Source organism: Geminicoccus sp., from assembly GCF_036263595.1.
In the GTDB taxonomy this organism is placed as follows: Bacteria; Pseudomonadota; Alphaproteobacteria; order Geminicoccales; family Geminicoccaceae; genus Geminicoccus.
Genome location: NZ_DATAGQ010000134.1, coordinates 1 through 18486, shown reverse-complemented (window position 1 = coordinate 18486; position 18486 = coordinate 1). Strand labels below are relative to the sequence as shown.

At 67.3% G+C, this 18486-nt stretch carries 16 protein-coding genes and 1 pseudogene; 6 read left to right on the top strand and 11 right to left on the bottom strand.

Annotation, left to right across the window (positions count from 1 at the left end; genetic code table 11):
- From VHL31_RS13010 to VHL31_RS12965, 10 genes and pseudogenes are all read right to left on the bottom strand, one after another.
- The coding region (locus VHL31_RS13010; protein WP_329661647.1) for a hypothetical protein at positions 1-704 on the bottom strand (704 nt) is incomplete at its 3' end.
- 42 nt (positions 705-746) lie between these two features.
- On the bottom strand, positions 747-1853 hold the full coding sequence (locus VHL31_RS13005) for an ABC transporter ATP-binding protein (protein ID WP_329661646.1): 1107 nt from the start codon (positions 1851-1853) through the stop codon (positions 747-749).
- 71 nt (positions 1854-1924) lie between these two features.
- A complete protein-coding gene (locus tag VHL31_RS13000) occupies positions 1925-3106 on the bottom strand; it encodes a PotD/PotF family extracellular solute-binding protein (protein ID WP_329661645.1) in 1182 nt (393 codons plus the stop codon).
- Between the two features lie 24 nt (positions 3107-3130).
- Positions 3131-4351 carry a hypothetical protein gene (locus VHL31_RS12995; RefSeq protein ID WP_329661644.1) on the bottom strand — a complete coding sequence of 407 codons (1221 nt, stop codon included), beginning with the start codon at positions 4349-4351 and terminating at the stop codon, positions 3131-3133.
- A 212-nt stretch (positions 4352-4563) separates the two neighbouring features.
- Positions 4564-5079 (bottom strand): annotated as a pseudogene (locus VHL31_RS12990) (tyramine oxidase); the annotation flags it as partial.
- A gap of 240 nt (positions 5080-5319) precedes the next feature.
- Positions 5320-7308, bottom strand: a complete 1989-nt coding sequence (locus VHL31_RS12985) for a primary-amine oxidase (RefSeq protein ID WP_329661643.1) — start codon at positions 7306-7308, stop codon at positions 5320-5322.
- A gap of 280 nt (positions 7309-7588) precedes the next feature.
- Complete coding sequence (rnhA, locus tag VHL31_RS12980) at positions 7589-8041, bottom strand: ribonuclease HI (protein WP_349262429.1); 453 nt, start codon at positions 8039-8041, stop codon at positions 7589-7591.
- A gap of 7 nt (positions 8042-8048) precedes the next feature.
- Positions 8049-9011: a homoserine kinase gene (locus tag VHL31_RS12975; RefSeq protein WP_329661641.1), complete on the bottom strand. Its 963-nt coding sequence runs from the start codon at positions 9009-9011 to the stop codon at positions 8049-8051.
- Between the two features lie 18 nt (positions 9012-9029).
- Positions 9030-9998, bottom strand: coding sequence for a 4-hydroxy-3-methylbut-2-enyl diphosphate reductase (gene ispH / locus VHL31_RS12970; protein WP_329661640.1), 969 nt, complete (start codon positions 9996-9998; stop codon positions 9030-9032).
- Positions 9999-10057: 59 nt separating this feature from the next.
- Complete coding sequence (locus VHL31_RS12965; RefSeq protein WP_329661639.1) at positions 10058-10915, bottom strand: VOC family protein; 858 nt, start codon at positions 10913-10915, stop codon at positions 10058-10060.
- Positions 10916-11049: 134 nt separating this feature from the next.
- Here VHL31_RS12965 and VHL31_RS12960 point away from each other — a divergent pair, with 134 nt between their 5' ends.
- Positions 11050-11796, top strand: coding sequence for a 5'-methylthioadenosine/adenosylhomocysteine nucleosidase (locus VHL31_RS12960; RefSeq protein ID WP_329661638.1), 747 nt, complete (start codon positions 11050-11052; stop codon positions 11794-11796).
- Positions 11796-12599: a phosphate/phosphite/phosphonate ABC transporter substrate-binding protein gene (locus VHL31_RS12955; protein ID WP_329661637.1), complete on the top strand. Its 804-nt coding sequence runs from the start codon at positions 11796-11798 to the stop codon at positions 12597-12599. Before VHL31_RS12960 ends, VHL31_RS12955 begins: the two co-directional genes overlap by 1 nt.
- A gap of 343 nt (positions 12600-12942) precedes the next feature.
- Here VHL31_RS12955 and VHL31_RS12950 read toward each other — a convergent pair whose 3' ends face one another.
- On the bottom strand, positions 12943-14262 hold the full coding sequence (locus VHL31_RS12950) for a hypothetical protein (protein WP_329661636.1): 1320 nt from the start codon (positions 14260-14262) through the stop codon (positions 12943-12945).
- A 154-nt stretch (positions 14263-14416) separates the two neighbouring features.
- Here VHL31_RS12950 and cysQ point away from each other — a divergent pair, with 154 nt between their 5' ends.
- The 4 genes from cysQ to VHL31_RS12930 form a co-directional block, all read left to right on the top strand.
- Positions 14417-15175 carry a 3'(2'),5'-bisphosphate nucleotidase CysQ gene (gene cysQ, locus VHL31_RS12945; protein ID WP_329661635.1) on the top strand — a complete coding sequence of 253 codons (759 nt, stop codon included), beginning with the start codon at positions 14417-14419 and terminating at the stop codon, positions 15173-15175.
- An 8-nt stretch (positions 15176-15183) separates the two neighbouring features.
- Positions 15184-16230: a quinone-dependent dihydroorotate dehydrogenase gene (locus tag VHL31_RS12940; RefSeq protein ID WP_329661634.1), complete on the top strand. Its 1047-nt coding sequence runs from the start codon at positions 15184-15186 to the stop codon at positions 16228-16230.
- Positions 16231-16297: 67 nt separating this feature from the next.
- A complete protein-coding gene (locus VHL31_RS12935) occupies positions 16298-17470 on the top strand; it encodes a trans-sulfuration enzyme family protein (RefSeq protein ID WP_329661633.1) in 1173 nt (390 codons plus the stop codon).
- Positions 17471-17490: 20 nt separating this feature from the next.
- On the top strand, positions 17491-18486 hold a 996-nt coding region (locus VHL31_RS12930; RefSeq protein WP_329661632.1), incomplete at its 3' end, for an MFS transporter.

Genomic DNA, 18486 nt, shown 5'->3' with positions numbered 1-18486 from the left:
ATCATGATGCCGGGCATGGCCAGCGGGATGTCGACCTCCTTCAGCACCTGCCAGCGGCTCGCACCCAGGTCGAACGCTGCCTCGCGCATCTGCAGCGGCACCATCGAGATGCCAAGCGTCATCGGGAACAGCATGAAGGGCAGGTAGACATAGACCAGGCCGAACAGCGTGGCGGCCGAGGTGTAGAGCATCGAATCGACCTGGAGGCCGAACAGGCTCTGCAGGCTGCCCGACACGACGCCGCCTTTCACGAGGAACAGGACCCAGCCCAGCAGCCGCAGGTTCTCCGCGACGAACAGAGGGGCGGTGATCAGCACGGCCAGGAGGCTGCCGCGATGGCCGAACACCCGGACCATCGCAAAAGCGACGGGATAGCAGACGACCAGCAGGATCAGGACAGTGAGCGCCGCCAGCCAGATTGAGGCGAGGAAGGAGAGATAGTAGGAGGTCGCGAAGATCTCGCGAAAATTGTCGAGCGTCGGCACCTGCAGGATGGAGAAGGACTGGGCCGGCATGAACGCGAACACGACCACCAGCAGCAAGGGCCCGACGAACCCGAGCAGCAGGAGGAGTGCCATCGGGATCGCGGTCAGGACGCCCGGCTGACGGATCCAGCTGGCCAGCGAGCCTTGTTGCGGGGCGCGATCGGCTGCGGGCGTGGCCGCAGCATCCATGCCGAACGTGGCGCTATCGGCAGTTGCCATGGTCGAATATCCCTGTCCGATGTCCGAGCGGGCCAGTCAGGCTCATGGCTGCAGGCGGCTGCTGGCGAAGATCATCATGTCCTTGGTATCGAACCCGATCGTCACGGGCTGGTCCACGCCCTGTCCAAGCCGCTGCTCGCGCAGCTTCTCGACCAGGAAGGTGCGGTTCTCGCCCACCCGCACCTGGTACTGGACCCGCGAGCCCAGCAGGTACTCGTTGTAGACCGTCCCGGTCAGCACGTTATCCGCAGCACCGGCATTCTCGCAAAAGCGCACGGATTCGGGACGCACCACCACCGAGCCTGCCTCAAAGGCGTCGGGCACGAAGGGCACAGCCATGGCCTGTCCTGTCGCGGCGTCGACGATGGCACCGTCAGGCCGCTTGCGGACGTCGATGATGTTGACCTCGCCCATGAACTCCGAGACGAAACGGTCGGAGGGCGAGGCGTAGATCTCGTTGGGCGTGCCGACCTGGATGAAGCGCCCTCGGTTCATCACGCCGATCCGGTCCGACATCACCATCGCCTCTTCCAGCGAATGGGTGATGTAGACGAAGGTCTTCCCGGTCTCGCGATGGATGTCCTTCAACTCCTTTTCCAGGAGCTTGCGCAGCTTGTAGTCCAGTGCCGACAGGGGCTCGTCGAAGAACAGGATCTCGGGATCGAAGGCCAGGGCGCGGGCCAGCGCCACGCGCTGCCGCTCGCCACCGGAACATTGCGTCACCGCCTTGCCGTAGTAGTCGGCCGGCAGGCGAAGCTGCGTCATCAGCTCCAGCGCGCGCTTCTTGCGGGCGGCCGGATCAGTGCCGCGGATCTTCAGCGGGAACTCGATGTTCTGGCCGACCGTGCGATGCGGGAACAGGGCCAGGGACTGGAAGACCATGCAGGTCGGCCGCTTGTTGGCCGGCACGTCGTTGATGCGCTGGCCTCGCAGGAGGATGTCGCCGTGGGTCGGCTTATCCATGCCGACCAGCATCCGAACCATCGTGGTCTTGCCGCTTCCCGACGGCCCCACGATCGTGAAGAACTCGCCCTCGTGGATGTCCAGGCTGATCCGGTCGACCGCCACGAAATTCCCGAAGTGCCGGTCCACACCCCGAAGTTCAAGGATCGGCTTGGCAGCCTTCTCGGCAGCTGAAATCATCGCCATCGTGGGAAGGTCTCTTTGCTGGTTCTTGGCCCGGGAAGGTGGGCCGGCAGGAGCCGGCCCTTGCTAGATGATCAGGTCTGCCGCTCGCGCACGGCAGCCGAGAAGATCGCGTGCAGCTTCGGGTAGGACGGGATCGTGTCGAAGTCGGCGCAGCGGGACATCAGCTCGGACATCTCGTCCCACTGGAACGCGTCCAGCTCCTCGGTCGAGAAGAGCTCCATGACGCGCTTGTCGCCCATCTGGGCCACCGGGTTGAAGGTGCCTTCCGCGAACGAGACGTTCTTCGCGACCTCCGGGCGCCAGACATACTCGAGGAAATCCGCACCGCGCGGCGAGAGCTGCGGGTTGTTGACCAGCGAGGTCAGCTCCATCCAGCAGACACCGTGCTTGCCGGCCAGTTCCGCCGCCCCGTTCTTCGGCACGACGCAGCGCAGGTTGGCATTGCCGTCGAAGCGCGCGGTGGACACCGTGTAGACGCTGCCCGGAAAACTTCCGACGATCGAGCCGTTGATGATGCCGAGCGCGATCGCGTTCATGTCGTCGGACAGGAACGACGCGTTGTTGATCAGCTTGCGGACCACCGTCTCGTACTTGGCGATCTCGTCGTCGTTCAGCTCGCGGAACGGGCTGAAGCCTGCCGCCTGCACCGCGTGCATGACGACCCAGTCCTCGTACATCAGGATGGCGTACTTGCCCTTGAAGTCGTCCGAGAGCATCAGGTCGTAGCCCTCGTCTTCGAGGGTCGCCTGCGAGACGACGTCAGTGTTGATCAACATGCCGGACGGCCCGAACCGCTGGATGTTGCCGAGCAGCTCCTTGCCGTCGTCCGACATCGCCCAGGTATAGGGCCACTTGAACTCCGGCAGCATCATCTCCCAATGAGGCCGGAAGCGCTCCTGGTCGACCGGGACGATCAGGTTCTCGGGATAGAGCTGGCGGCGGCCCCAGCTGTTGTTCAGGTTGATGACGTCCCAGATCTTGGTGTCGCCGGCCCGGAGCTGGTTCACCGCATCGGGATCCGAGATCAGGCCCTGCGCCTTGACCTCGCAGTTGAACTCGGTGCGGAAGGGATCGAGCACCTTGTCGGAGTTGTAGCCCTCCCAGCAATAGATGTTCATCTCGTTCTCGCGGGCGGCCCAGGCCGCCCGGGGAAGCGTCGAGGCGGCGGCGATGCCCGCCGCGAGGGCAGAGGATCGCTTGAGGAGTTCGCGACGCGAGGCGCTGAAGGACTGCAAGATATTCTTCGGGCTCATCGGTACACCCTCTATCGATCGGTTCTATACGGAGCAGCAGCTGGTCCCGCCATTCGACCTGCTCGCATGGTTCTTGCCAGGGGGCAGGTCGATCACGGGGTTCTGGTCGAAAAATCCGGTCGGCATCAGCATGAAGCCGCAGCGCACGCATGGCTGGACCGGGTGGTCCTCGACCCTCGGCATGTGGTGCAAGCCAAAACTGTGCCAGACCACGATGTCCGTGTTCTCGACCGGCCTGTCCTTGGCCGTCCAGGCCGGCAGCCCCTGCCCGCCCTTCGAGTGGTTCATGAACTCGCCGGCCGGGTAGCGCTCGTCCGGGGAGAACGGCGTGACCCAGAGATGGTTGTAGATGAACCCGGCGCGCTGTCCGGACGGTCCATCCGGGTGGGTGTAGGCCTTCACGGCCGAGGTCGGCAGCAGCTTGTAGCCGGTCGGCTTGCCGACCCAGTTCGACACGTTCGGGTTGACGATCTTCCAGTAGCGCTGCGCGTCGAAATCGACGTTGCGCCGGGCTGCCAGCTCGGTCGAGAGCGGCGTCTCCTCCAGGTAGAACACGTTGCCATGCGGATTGTCCGGCCCCATGGGCGGCGCCACCGTGTTGCATTCGACCACCGTATTCGCCGGCCCGTCGATCTCCATGTCGAGCCTGGCCGAGAAGACGTGCTGGTGGATCTGTCCGACCACGCCCGGCGCCACTTCGGTGGCATATTTGGAAGGCTTGCCCGGAAGGCAAGCAGCCGTGTTGATGACGCCGGTCGCCTTCATCTCGAACTCGATGTTGCCGTCCTGGTAGATGTACCAGTACGAGCCGTACTCATAGTTCCCGACCGTGGTGATCGAGGAGATGACCAGCCTGCGCATGCGGCGCGTTTCGGTGCGTTCGGTACGAAAGTCGAAATGCTTCCAGGCCAGGCCGGCATCTTCCTCGTGCAGACAGATCGCGTTCCTGATCGTCCGCGGGTTGCCCTGCAGGTCGGAGAGTTCCACGTCGAAATAGTGGATGTGGCCCAGGCAGTCGCAGCCCAGCTCCAGCGAGTTCGCCAGCCGCCCGAAGCCGTACTCGCCGCTGTCGAACACATTCTTGCGGTGATGCGCCCGCTCGTTGGAGCCGTAGGGCACCACCATCTCGGCGATCGACGCGCGGTAGATGATCGGGCGGCGCTTGCCGTTCTTCGTGTAGCCGATCTGGTGGAGGACAAGGCCTTCACGGCCGTTGAAGCCGACCCGCAGATCCCAGCCAGCCAACTGACCCTGTTGCCCTCAACCGTGAAGCTCGGCCCCTCCTGCTGCAGCACGTCCAGCGGCTTGGGCAGCGGCTGGTAGTCCTTGAGGATCGCGCTGTCGTAGTTGACCGGCGTTGCCGGCACGGGAATGTAGTCGCCCGTCTCTGCGAAATAGTCGTCGACGCGGATCACCTCCATCTTGTCGACGTCGACCACGACGTTGATGCCCTCGACGGGGTGGGCATAGTAGTTGTCCAGCGGGAACATGCGCATCCACACGAAGGTGTGGGCCAGACGCTTGTTCTCCTCGCCCGGCACGCCGAAATTGCCGGCACTCCATGGATCGACGCAGATCAGGTCGAGCTTGTCGCTCAAGCCGCGTCGTTCCAGGGCGGCGACGAAGCGAGGATCGGCCTTCGCGGCCTCCTCGACCATCATGAACTCTTCGGGCGAGATCATCGGCCGGACGTCGGGCAGGAATTCGATCTTGGCGACCTTGCCGGCGACCAGATCGACCAGTCCCTTGAAGACGCCCGTCTCGCCCCTCTTGTAGACGTTGAACCTGGCACTGCGCGGCATCGGAGCGCCCGGGATATGCGTGCGCACGACCTCCTTGGCAGGCTCCTCCAGGTCGATCGTTTCGAACATGAGGTTCGTGCCCGGCTCGAGGGCGGTACGGATGACGGCGGCGGCCGTCTTGATCTCCTCGCCCGACAATGGGTCAAGCGGATGGTCGGGCAGCGTTTTCATGCCGGCCGACAAGGTATCCTCGAGTCGTAGCGCCATTGTCCGAACCTCTGATGACCGCCGAAGGCTATCGGGAGAGGATCAAGCAGAACGGCAAAAACTCAAGTCCAAATTTTACGCAGATAAACCCGTGATTTAGGCAGAAACTGACCGCTGTGAATGCAAAAGGCCCGCATCGGTTGCACCGGTGCGGGCCTTTGTCAGGATCGGGCAGCGGTGCGGCTCAGCGCCGACCGCTCGAGATCACGAATGGCAGCAGGAGCCGCCGCCATGCAGCTTGCTGGCGGCATTCTTCTCCGGCGGCAGGTCGATCACCGGGTTCTGGTCGAAGAAGCCCGACGGCATCAGCTTGAAGCCGCAGACCACGCAAGGCTGTACCGGATGGTCCTCCGGACGCGGCAGGTGGTGCAGGCCGAAGCTGTGCCAGAGCACGATGTCGGCGTTCTCGATCGGCCGGTTCTGCTCCGTCCAGATCTCGACGCTGTCATCGCCCGTCGACTGGTTCACGAACTCGCCAGCGGGATAGCGCTCCTCGGGATGGTAGGCCGTGACCCAGAGATGGTTCTGGATGAAGCGACCGCGCTTGCCTGACGGGCTGTCCGGATGCGTGAACGGCTGGACGACCGAACTGGCTTCCAGCTTGTAGGCCGTCGGCTGGCCCAGCCAGTTCTTTGCCTCGCTGTTCACGACCTTCCAGTAGCGCTGCGTGGCGAAGTCGGCCCGGCGACGCGCCTCGAGCTCGCTCTTGAGCGGGGTCTGCTGGACGTAGAAGGCGTTGCCGTACGGGTTGTCCGGGCTGCCGACCGGATCGACCAGCGTGTCGCATTCGACCACGGTGTTGTTCGGCCCGTCCACTTCCATGTCCAGCCGCGCGCAGAACACGTGCTGGTGGATGTGGCCGACCACGCCGGGCGCCACCTCGGTGCCCCACTTGCCAGGCTGGCCCGGATGGCAGGCGGCCGTGTTGATGATGCCGGTGGCCTTCATCTCGTACTCGATGCGGCCGTCCTGGTGCAGGTACCAGTAGGACGCGTACTCGTAGTTGCCGATCGTCGAGATTGACGAGATCACCAGCTTGCGGGCGCGACGGACCTCGGTGCGCTCGGTGCGCAGGTCGTAGTGCTTCCAGGACAGGCCCGCGTCCTCCTCGTGGAGGCAGATCGCGTTCTTGATGGTGCGCGGCTCACCGAAGTTGGTCGGCACGACCGCGTCGAAATAGTGGATATAGCCCAGGCAGTCGCAGCCGAGCTCCAGCGAGTTCGCCATGCGGCCGAAGCCGAGTTCGCCGTTGTCGAACACGTTCTTGCGGTAGTGCGAACGCTCGGGCGTGCCGTAGGGCACCACCATCTCGGCGATCGAGCCGCGATACATGATCGGGCGGCGCTTGCCGGCATGGGTGTAGGCCACCGTGTGCAGCGTCAGGCCTTCCCGGCCATTGAAGCCGACGCGGAAGTCCCAGTTCTCCCAGGTGACCTTGTTGCCCTCGACCACGAAACCCGGTCCGTCCGGCTGGATCACGTCCAGCCGCGAGGAGGGCTTGCGATACTCCTTGAGGATCGCGGAGTCGTAGTTCAGCGGCGTGCGCGGGACCGGGATGTAGTCACCGGTCTCCTCGAAATGGTCGGTGACCTCGATGATCTCGGCCGTCGCGAGGTCGACCAGGACGTGCAGGCCTTCGACCGGGTGCGCATAGTAGTTGTCGAGCGGGAAGGTGCGCATCCAGATGAAGCAGTTCATCACCCGGCGGTTCTGCTCCTTGTCGACCTTGAAGTCGCCGACCGTCCAGGGATCGACGGCCATGTACTCGACCTCGTCGAGCAGGCCGCGCTTCTCCAGGGCCGCGCGGAATTCCGGGTGGTCCTTCACCTTGCGCTCGATATCGAGGATCTCCTCGACCGCCACCATGGCGCGCGCGTTCTTGCGGAACTCCTTGGCGACGACCTCGCCCTTGTCCAGGTCGACCCGGCCGATCCACACGCCCATGACGCCACGCTCATAGGCGTTGAAGCGGGCGATCCGCTGGAAAGGCTCGCCCTGCACATAGTTGCGCACGACGTGCTTGGGCGGCTCCAGGATGTCGATCGTCTCGACCCGCAGGTTCTCGCCGAAACCGAAATGGTCGCGGATGATCGCCGCAGCCTTCGTGATCTCGTCCGCGCTCAACGGGTCCAAGGGATGCTCGGGCCGGACCACGGGATTGGCCAGAATCGCCTCTTCGACGCGCAACGCCATCATTCTCTCCAAGGGTCTCTCGGTGCGGATGACCCTGCACCCGCTTGCGCAGGTCGCAGCCCGCGCGCCAAGGGCCGACGCCAATGCGCGGCCATGTCCCGCAAGAATCCATCAAGGACCCAAACGCAGCAAGCCCAAAACTTCAAAGTTGTAAGACAAATTCTGTCGCAGGCCATCCCAATGATCTGGAACGGGAATCTCAGCCTTCGTGTTCTTGCATTCCCAACATTGGGCAGGTTGGCGCTCGCAACGGCAGCCAGTGCCGAATGCTTGGGCAGCGTCAGCTGCCGACCTGCGCCTGCTTGCGCCGCTTGATCTCGGCGCTCGCCAGCCGGTCGCAGCGCTCGTTCTCGGGATGCCCAGCATGGCCCTTCAGCCAGTGCCAGTCCACGTCGTGGCGCTTGCAGGCCTCGTCCAGGCGACGCCACAGATCCTCGTTCTTGACCGGGTCCCTGGCAGCCGTCTTCCAGCCATTCCGCTTCCAGCCATGGATCCAGCGCGTGATGCCGTCGCGCAGGTAGACGCTGTCGGTGTAGAGATCGACCTTCATCGGACGCTTGAGCGTTTCCAGCGCCCCGATCGCCGCCATCAGCTCCATGCGGTTGTTGGTGGTCAGGTCCTCGCCGCCGGACAGCTCTCGCTCGGTCCCCTTCCAGGACAGGACCGCACCCCAGCCGCCAGGGCCGGGATTGCCGCTGCAGCCGCCATCGGTGTGGATGACGACCTTGTCCACGATCGTCTCAGCGGACACCGCAGGCTGCCGGATCAGTCATGGTACGGAAGAAGCGGAGCTTGGCCAGGTATTCCAGCGGGTCCTTGGGCTGGACGAGCGCACCGTCGACCTGGTTCAGCCAGTCGTAGAGACGGGTGAGCAGGAACCGCAGGGAGGCTCCTCGGCACAGGCGTGGGAGGGCAGCCTTCTCGGCCGGCTCCAGCGGTCGCTCGCTCCGGTAGCCTTCGACCAGGGCCTCTGCCCGCTCCGGCAGGAAGAGGTGCTGGCCATCGAAGCACCAGGCGACCAGGCAGACGGCCAGATCGTAGGCCAGGAGGTCATTGCAGGCGAAGTAGAAGTCGATGATGCCGGTGACCTCGGTGTCCCGGAAGAAGATGTTGTCGGGGAACAGGTCGCCATGGATGACGCCGGCCGGCAGTGCGGCTGGCCAGGCGGAGAGGATGTCCTGGAAATCCCGCTCAAGTTCCTGGGCCAGGCCCGAAAGCACGCGGTCCGCGTCCGGCTCGCACAGGTCGAGCAGCCGGCGCCAGCCCTTCACGGACAGGTCGTTCGCACGGCGGATCGGGAAGTCGCGGCCCTCGCGATGGAGCTGGGCCAGGGCGGCACCGAGGGCCCGGCAGTGGGCGGGCGTGATCTGCTCGACGCAGTGGCCTTCCAGGAAGGTGACGATCGCCGCGGGCTTGCCCATCAGCTCCCGCCGGACCTTGCCGTCCGTGCCGTGGATGGGCAGCGGGCAGTGGATGCCGCGCTCGGCCAGATGTTCCATCAGGCCCAGGTAGAACGGCAGGTCGGCCGGATTGACGCGGCGCTCGTAGATGGTGAGCACGTAGCGGCCGCGCTCGGTGTCGACGAAGAAATTGCTGTTCTCGACCCCGGCCTGGATGCCCCGGTGCTCGATCAGCCTCCCCAGCGGATAGTCCGCAAGAAACGGCTCGAGATCGGCTCGATCGACCGGCGTATAGACCGCCATGCGTGCTCCGAAGGTGGCTCAGGCGGCCTGGGCAGGACGTCGCTTCGGCAATGGCGGTACACGGAAAGTCACGTTCTCGTCGACCAGCTTCACTTCCTCGACAGTCACGTCGAAGCGATCGCGGGCTGCTGCGATCACCTGCTCGACCAGGACCTCCGGCGCGGACGCCCCGGCACTCAGCGCCAGCCGGCGGACATCGCCGAAGCTGTTCCAGTCGATATCGGCCGCCGAGCGGATCAGCTGGGCCCGCCGCGAGCCCTCGCGCTTGGCGACCTCGACCAGCCGCATCGAGTTGGAACTGTTGGGCGCGCCCACGACCAGCGTCAGGTCGGCACCTTTGGCGATCGCCGCCATGGCCTGCTGCCGGTTGGTCGTCGCGTAGCAGATGTCCTCGTTGCGGGGACCCTCGATGGCGGGGAAGCGCTCCTTCAAGGCCTGCACCACGCCGGCCGTATCCAGGACAGAAAGAGTGGTCTGGGTCGAAAAGGCCAGACGCTCGGGGTCGACAACCTCCAGCCTGGCCACATCCTCGACCGTCTCGACCAGCAGGACCGAGCCCTCGGCGACCTGCCCCATCGTGCCAATCACTTCCGGATGGCCGGCATGGCCGATCAGGATCACGGTCAGGCCGGCCTTGTGGTGCCGCTCGACCTCGCGATGGACCTTGCTCACCAGCGGGCAGGTGGCGTCGGCGAACAGTAGGCGGCGGCGCTTGGCCTCCTCGGGAACCGATTTGGGCACGCCGTGCGCGGAGAAGACCACGATCCCGTCCTCGGGAACCTGGTCAAGCTCCTCGACGAACACAGCACCCAACGATTCGAGTTCCTCGACCACGTGGCGGTTATGGACGATCTCGTGGCGCACGTAGATGGGCGGGCCGTTCTCGGCCAGCGCCTGCTTCACGATCTGGATGGCACGATCCACGCCGGCGCAGAAGCCGCGCGGGCTCGCAAGGACGATCGTGAGCGGCTGTTTGGGCGGCGTCATGGCTGGCTCGATGGCGAAGGACAGGTAGCGGATAGCATGGCAGGCCCCAAAAGACGAGGTCAGGCCCGGACGAACTCGACGAGGACGCCGCAGGCTTGGTCCGGCGGCACGGTGATGCTGCCGGCCGGATCGGTCCGGTAGGTCACCCCCTGGAGCTGCAGGAAGCGGCCGGTGCGCTCGATTTCCTCGGTCGAGATGGTCATGGCCACGGGCACGGGCGATGCGGGCTCGTCCAGGCTGGCCAGCTCGGGATGGAGCATCCCGATGTCCTCCGCCTTGGCGAACAGCAGCGTCGTCCTGCCCGCATGCACGGCCGCCACCTCATCGGTCCAGGTGACCGCGGCACTGCCGAAGATGGCGGCCAGCACGGCGACGACCGGCTGTGGATCCGGCACCAGCCAGATCACCGAGCGCAGGCCGACCGCCCCATTGGGGTGGGAAAGCCAGTTCGGGGTGCGCAGCAGCTCCGGGGTCAGGTGGTGACAGGCGAAGAAGGACAGCCCGGCCATGGCGTCACGGGCGGGATAGATGTTGGCAAAGCGCAACATCTGCCCATCCGCGCCGCCATGTTCCAGGAGCCGGCCCAGCTCCTTGGGGCCGTCCGGCTGCAGGCCGGCCTGGTGCCAGGCCGACGCGGTGGCGGCCGGATCGGTGGAACGGAACACGATCCCCAGCAGGCCCTCGCGCTCTTCGAGCAGGCGGTCCAGGCCGTTGGTGAACTTTGCGGGATCGACGATGCCCAGGAGTTCCAGGTAGTCGTTCTTGAACATGATGCAGTAGTTGGCCGTGCCCCAGCCGACATGCCGGCCGCGCGGCGTCAGGTTGAAGCCGAGCCGCCCATAGCTGGCGCGGGCGGCGGCGAGATCACGCGTGCCCACGATCAGGTGGTCGACTCCGTCCAGGTGCGCCGGACTCAAAGCGGGGATCTCCTTACGGCCTTCGCTGCACAGATGGGACCGCGATGGCGCGAGCGGAACGGGCAGCGGCGATTTCGTTCCGCGGCGAAACACACTAGAGCTGCGGCATGCCGGCCTTGCAGGAGTAGCTCGCCGTGACGATTGGACTGATCTGCGCGATTCCCCAGGAACTTGCGCATCTCCGCCAAGCATTGGTCGCCCACGACGTGACCGAAGTCGCCGGGCTCAGGTTCGACCATGGCCGGCTGGACGGCCATGACGTCATCCTGGTGGGGGCGGGGATCGGCAAGGTCAACACGGCGCTGACGGCAACCCTGCTGTGCGACCGCTTTGGCTGCCGGCTGATCATGTTCAGCGGCGTTGCCGGCGGCCTCGATCCGGCGCTGCAGATCGGCGACGTGGTGGTCGCGGACCGGACGATCCAGCACGATGCCGGCGTCATCGAGAACGGCACGGTCCAGACCTACCAGGCCGGCCACGTGCCGTTCTTCAACCCGACCGACCGGCTGGGCTACCCGGTCGACCCGGCGCTGCTGGCCAAGGTGAAGGCGGCGCTGCAGGACGTTCGCCTCGGCCATGTCACCGCGGCCGGCAGCGGGCGGGCGGCCGAGATCGGCTACGGGACCATCCTGTCGGGCGACCAGTATCTTCACTGCGAGGCGACCCGCGAGCGGCTGTTTCGCGAGCTGGGCGGCCGTGCCATCGAGATGGAAGGCGGGGCACTCGGGCAGGTGTGCGAGGCATTCGGCACGCCATGGCTGGACATCCGTGCGCTGTCGGACCTGGCAGGCACGGACTCCCGCTTCGACTTCGCGCGCTTCGTCGACGAGGTAGCCGCAAGCTCGGCGGCGATCCTGCGCCGCCTCCTGCAGGCGGTCTGATGCAGGCATCCCTGCCGATGTACGACCTGCCGGAGGTCCGCGACGCGACGGACGCCTGGTGGGCCGGCATCGCCCGCCATGCCGGGCTTGCCGGCCTGCCATCGGCCCTGGTCCGCCCGGACGAGCCGATGACGGTCTGGACGGCACCCGACCTCCTGTTCGCGCAGACCTGCGGCTATCCGCTGAGCTTCGCGCTGGCCGGGCGCGTCCGCTACCTCGCCACACCCTGCTACCGGGCGGAAGGCTGCAGCGGCCCGCTCTACCGCTCGGCCATCGTCGTCCGCGAGGATGCAGCGTTCGCCAGCTTCGCCGACACGCGGGGGGCGGCGGTCGTCATCAACGGGCATGACAGCCAGTCCGGCTGCAACGTCCTGCGCCTCATGGCCGCCGAGGCTAGCGGTGAGCGGCCGTTCTTCGGCAGCATCCGGGTGAGCGGCGGCCATGTCGCCAGCCTGGCTGCGGTCAAAGATGGCCAGGCGGACCTGGCGGCGATCGACTGCGCCACGCTTAGCCTCGTGCGGCGGCATCGGCCGGCCGCCCTGGCGGGACTGCGGGTGCTGGCCTGGTCGCCCTCGGCGCCCGCCCTGCCCTACATCACCGGGCTGGCCGTGCCGGAGGAGGTCCAAGCAGCACTGCTGCGGGGCCTGCGGGCGGCGGCGGCCGACCCGCAGCTTGCCGGCATCCGCGACCGGCTGCTGATCGAGGACATCGCGGTGCTGGACCCGGCCGTCTACCAGGTGATCCCGGGCATGCGCCGGCGCGCGGAAGCCCTGGGTCTCGTGGAGCTGTCGGAGCCCGGCTGAGGCAGGCCGGCAGTCATGTCCCGACCCTGCGCCGCAGGAGGTGGCGAACGCTTCCGACGCCATGCCAGGGCGCTCGGGTTCGTTCGTACAGCCGTCCCGGTCGTTGCTTCGCGGCACCGGTTGCGGATGCACAGGCTCGGGTTCGTTCATGCAGAATCCGGCCTTCCAGGCTGCACCCTTCGCTCCCGCGGCGGCGGATCCGGGAATGGTGATCGCGGAAGCATCGGGTTCGTTCGTGCCATTGATCGAGACATGCAACAGCGAGCCTCCTGCGCCGGATGAAGGGTGCAGAATATACCAGTTCTGGGGATCCTGTCCTAGTCACTGTCCGGGTCCGCCAGGTTCAGGCGCGGGGCGGCGGGTGGCTGAGGATGGCGGGGCCGGGGCGGTGAAGGGATGGCATGAAGCCGCTGCCGGCCAGGTAGTCGATGCCGGCACGGGCAGCACGCTGGCAGGTGGCAGGGGAGATCGCCTCGAACAGATAGGAGCGCAGGCCGTGCAGGCGGGCGGACAGGGCGAACTCGCGGGCCAGCGCCGCCTGGCTCGGGTCGTCCGGCGAAGGATCGACCATGCTGACCCCGACGATGCCCGTGCCGGCCAGATGGTCGGTATAGGCACCGTCCAGGCGGACCAGGATCCCGACGCAGAATGGCCTGAGATAAGCCATCAGCTCGCGCACCCGCGCCTGCACCAGCCCGCCGGGCAGGTCGTGGACCTCGAACAGCAGACGGCGCGCCGAAGCCTTCGGCAGCTTGCGGCAGGCAAGGCAGAACGGGTCGCGCAGCGCGATCGAGGCCAGGGTCTCGTAGTGCACGGGCACCACCAGGAGCGCCTTGCGCCCGCGGGCGACCGTGTCCGGCAGGGCCGAACAGGCCGTCTCGACCGCCCAGCCGTCCATTTCCGCGTCGAACACGCCGTTCACGGTACCGGGATGATGGTGCTGCAGGCTGCAGACCGGCATCCCTTCCCCGCTGATGACCGGATCCAGGCGGTAGGCGCCGACCATGCCGCGGCGCGGGGACAGGACCGGCTGCCAGGATGGTGCCAGGCTCGCCCGCAGCGCCGCGAAGGCCTCCTTCTCGGCGCGGTCCGCGGCCTGCATCGCCGCCTCGATCCGTTCCTCCAGCGTGTGCAGGTTGACGACGTCGGCCAGCAGCACCTCCATGTCGACCGCCAGCGACTTCACCCGCACGGCGACGCCGCCCGGGATGACGCCGCACAGGCGCTCGGTGATGGCGGCGGCGATCAGGCGGGCGCGCAGGTCGGCATCGCGACGAGGTGCCCCGGTGCAGAGCAGGTAGAGACGGGTCTCCGAGGCCAGCAGGTAGAAATCGTCCTCGCCCAGCCCCTTGTCGAGCGCGTGCTCGATCAGCTGAAAGGCCTTTTCCCGCACATCCATCCAGCGGCGCCCGAAGCGCAGCCGGATCTGCTCGAGGTCGAGGATCTGCAGGCAGCCATGGGTTCGCTGCTCGGACTGGAGGAGATGGAGCTTGCGCAGATCGGCGATCCGGGCGGCGAACATGTCCCACCGGGTAGGATCGAGGCCACGATCCGTCCGCGGCGGGTAGAGGGCGAAGGGCTGCCCGGCCGGTCCATGGTCCTGCGCGGCAGCACCAGCCGGCTCGCTTCCGATCAGCCTGCCCAGCATCTGTCCGAACTGCATCGCGCCGCTGCTCTCCGACCGGGGCGGCGCGGCATCTCGATGCGCCACCCGTGATCCGTTCACACTGGCACAAACAGGTTGAAGAAAGGTAAACGCGCGCAGGTCCTGCCGCATTGCCGGCGCGGCCGACAGCCATCGGTGGAGTTGCCCGCTCTTGTTCCCGCCCGTCCTCCTCCTTCCCCGCCTGGTCGCCATCGCCGATCGTGCCGGGGAAGCCATCCTGCGCCACTACGAGCAGGGTGCGGCCGCCACCGCCAAGACCGACGGATCGCCCGTCACCGCCGCCGACCAGGATGCCGAGGTCCTGATCCTCGAGGAACTGCGGGTGCTGACGCCGTCCATCCCGGTCGTCGCCGAGGAAGCGGTCGCGGCCGGGAACATCCCGGACATCGGCGGCGGCACGTTCTGGCTGGTCGATCCGCTGGACGGCACGCGCGAGTTCATCGCGCGCAACGGCGAGTTCACGGTCAACATCGCGCTGATCGAGGGCCGGCGGCCGATCCTTGGCGTCGTGCTGGCCCCGGCGATCGGCACGGCCTGGTGGGGCGCGCTCGGCCACGGCGCCACGCTTCGCGACAAGGACGGTGCCCGAGCGATCGCGGCCAGGCCGGTGCCGGCCGAACCGGTCGCGGTCGCCAGCCGCTCCCACCGCGACGCACGGACCGATGCCTGGCTTGCCGAGAACAAGGTCGCCGACATCGTGTCGGCCGGCAGCTCGCTCAAGTTCTGCCGGGTCGCCGAAGCCAAGGCCGACCTCTACCCGCGCTTCGGCCGGACGATGGAATGGGACACCGCGGCCGGCCAGGCCGTGCTCGAGGCGGCCGGCGGCAAGGTCGTGCGCCTGGACGGCTCGCCGCTGGGCTACGCCAAGCCAGGGTTCGAGAACCCCGAGTTCATCGCGCGGGGCGCCTGACCGACCGCATGCTGCACCGGATGTTCCGTTTCCTGCCGCCTGAGACCGCCCATCGGGCGGCCGTGCGCGCGGCGGCCCTCCTGCCAGCCGGGCGGCCGATCGCCACACCGAGCCTGCGCACGGTGCTGGCCGGGCTCGACCTGCCCGTGCCGATCGGGATGGCGGCGGGCTTCGACAAGAACGCGGAAGCCTTCGACGGGCTCGGGCGGATGGGGTTCGGCTTCGTCGAGATCGGCTCGGTGACCCCCAAGCCCCAGCCGGGCAATCCCAGACCCAGGGTGTTCCGGCTGGACGAGGACCATGCGGTCATCAACCGGATGGGCTTCAACAATGACGGGCTGGACGCGGTGGCGCGGCGGCTGGAACGGCGGTCGCCGAAGGGACCGGTGCTGGGTGCCAATGTCGGCGCCAACAAGGATTCCGCCGATCCCGTCGACGACTACCGCCTGGGCGTGCGCCGTCTCCATGACCTGGTCGACTATCTCGTCCTGAACGTCAGCTCGCCGAACACGCCGGGCCTGCGGCTCTTGCAGAAACAGGACGCGCTCAAGCGGCTGGTGGCCGAGGTCCGCGCGGTGCGCGACCAGGTGGCCAGCGGCGGGCGGACCCGGCCGTTCTTCGTGAAGGTGGCGCCGGATCTCGACCAGGCCGACGAGGAGGCGATCGCCCGGGTCCTGGTCGAGGAGGGCGCCGACGGCTTGATCGTCTCCAACACCACAGTCGCCCGGCCGGCCGGGCTGCGGTCGCCGTTCCGGGGCGAGACGGGCGGGCTGTCGGGAGCACCGTTGTTCGCGCCGTCCACGGCCCTGCTCGCGCGCTTTCGCCAAAAACTGCCCGAGCTGCCGATGATCGGCGTGGGCGGGGTCGATTCGGTCGAGCGGGCCTATGAGAAGTTTCGCGCCGGTGCCGACGCGATCCAGCTCTATAGCGGGCTGGTCAGCGAAGGGCCGGGCCTCGTCCGTCGCCTGCGGCGCGGGCTCGCGGACAGGCTCAAGGCCGAGGGCATCCCGCTTCTGCGCGACATCGTCGGCACCGGGGTGCCTGCATCCGATTGACGGGCGGGACCGGCGAGCGCATCCAGGCGGCCGATTCATGAAGAGCAACGCCAGCGGAGTTGCCAGCTTGGCAAGCAAGTTGCGCCGTGCCACCGCGATGCTCCATCGCCCACGGCTTCGTACCGGCTTCGGCGAAACGTCCGATGCCCTCTTCGTCACCGCGAGCTTTTCCTACGAGAGTGGGGAAGCGGCGGAGCCGTGCTTCGGCGAGCCGGGTGGACGGTACTGCTATACGCGGGTTGGCAACCCGACCATCCATGCGCTGGAGGAGCGCTGGGCGGAGCTGCAGGGCACCGAGGCAGCGATCGCGACCGCAAGCGGGATGGCGGCGATCCAGGGCGTGCTGCTCGGGCTGATGAAGGCCGGCAGCCGCCTGGTGGCATCCAGGCCCCTGTTCGGCTCGTGCATGTGGCTCTGCACCGACCTGTTGCCGCGCTATGGCGTCCAGGTGGACTTCGTGGATGCCTGGGACATGGACGGGTTCGCGCAGGCGCTGGGCCGGCCGGCCGACCTCGTGCTCGTCGAAACACCGGCCAACCCGACGCTGGACCTGATCGACATCGGCGCCGTGGCCAATCTCGCCCATGCAGCCGGCGCGAAGCTGGTTGTCGACGATGCGCTGGCCTCGCCGATCTGCCAGCGTTCCGCCGAGCACGGCGCGGACATCGTGGTGACCTCGGCCACCAAGCATGCGGATGGCCAAGGGCGCGTCCTGGGCGGGCTGATCGCCTGCGACCGCCTGACCAGGGACGATGTCCTCCACCCCTTCATCAAGCATACCGGGCCGATCCTTTCGCCGTTCAACGCCTGGGTGCTGCTGAAAAGCCTGGAAACGCTGGAGCTGCGGGTGGAGCGGATGGCGGCCAGTGCTGCGCAGGTGGCGGACTGGCTGCACGAGCGGCTGGGATCGAGCCGGGTGCGCTACCCAGGTCTTGCCAGCGACCGTCACCACGACATCGCGGCCAGACAGATGATGTCCGGCGGCACGCTCGTGTCGTTTCGGACCGGTGGCGGCAAGGCCGGTGCGTTCGACTTCCTGCGCCGGCTCCAGGTGATCGAGATCACCAACAATCTCGGCGACAGCCGCACCATCGCTACCCATCCGGCGACCACGACCCATGCGCGCCTGCCGGTCGAGGAGCGTGGCCGGATCGGAATCCACGAGGACCTGATCCGGCTGTCCGTGGGGCTGGAGCATCCGGCCGACCTGATCGAGGACCTGGAGCGGGGGCTGGGCTAGAGCGGCGGAGGCCGGCGACCGTGGCCGCCCGCAACACCTGGATCGCTTCGGCCAGGAGCCATCCGCTCTATCGGCAGGCCGACCTGATCGGCGGCGGCTTCCTGCTCGCCTTCACGTCGGGTCCTGGCCAGACTTGGTTCATCGCGCTGTTTGCCACGGCACTGCAGGCCGAGCTGGCGCTCAGTCCCGGCGGGTTCGGCAGCCTCTACTCGATCGCCACCCTGTCGAGCGGCCTGCTGCTGGCCTGGGTCGGAGCGAAGGTGGACGACGTGCCGCCCCGGCGCTTCGCGCTGGCGACCGCGATCGTGCTCGCCGCCGCCTGCCTCGGCATGGCGGCGGCCACCCATCCCTTGATGCTGCTGCCGATCGTCTTCCTCCTGCGCCTGACCGGCCAGGGGCTGATGTCGCATCTCTCGATGACGATCCTGGCGCGCGGCTTCGACGCGGCGCGGGGACGGGCGCTGGGTATCGGCAGCCTGGGCTTTCCGGTGTCGCAGGCCATCCTGCCGGTGCTGGCCACGCTCGGCCTGTTCACGCTTGGCTGGCGCTTCACCTGGCTGGTGGTGGGCGGCGTGGTGCTGGGGGTCGTCCTGCCGCTGCTGGCCCTGCTCTTGCGGCGCGCGCAGCTCCCGGAGCGCAGGGGACCAGGACCAGCGCGGGGTTCGTCATGGCGGGAGCGGCTGGACCTCCTCATGGAGCGGCGCTTCCTGCTCCTCCTGCCCACCGTGTTCGCGCCGAGCTTCGTGCTGACCGCCCTGTTCTTCCACCAGGGCTCCTTGATCGCCGCCAAAGGCTGGTCGGTCGCCTGGTTCGCCACGAGCGTCGCCGTGTTCGCGGCCTTCTCGCTGATCGGCATGCTGGGCTCCGGCTTCCTGGTGGACCGGATCGGGGCGAGGCGGCTGGTGGCGCTGTCGCTGCTGCCGCAGGTGCTGGCGATGCTGCTGCTGGCCGGCGGCGGCTCGGTGCTCTGGCTGATGCCGGCCATGGCGCTGGCGGGCTTAAGCTCGGCGGGCAAC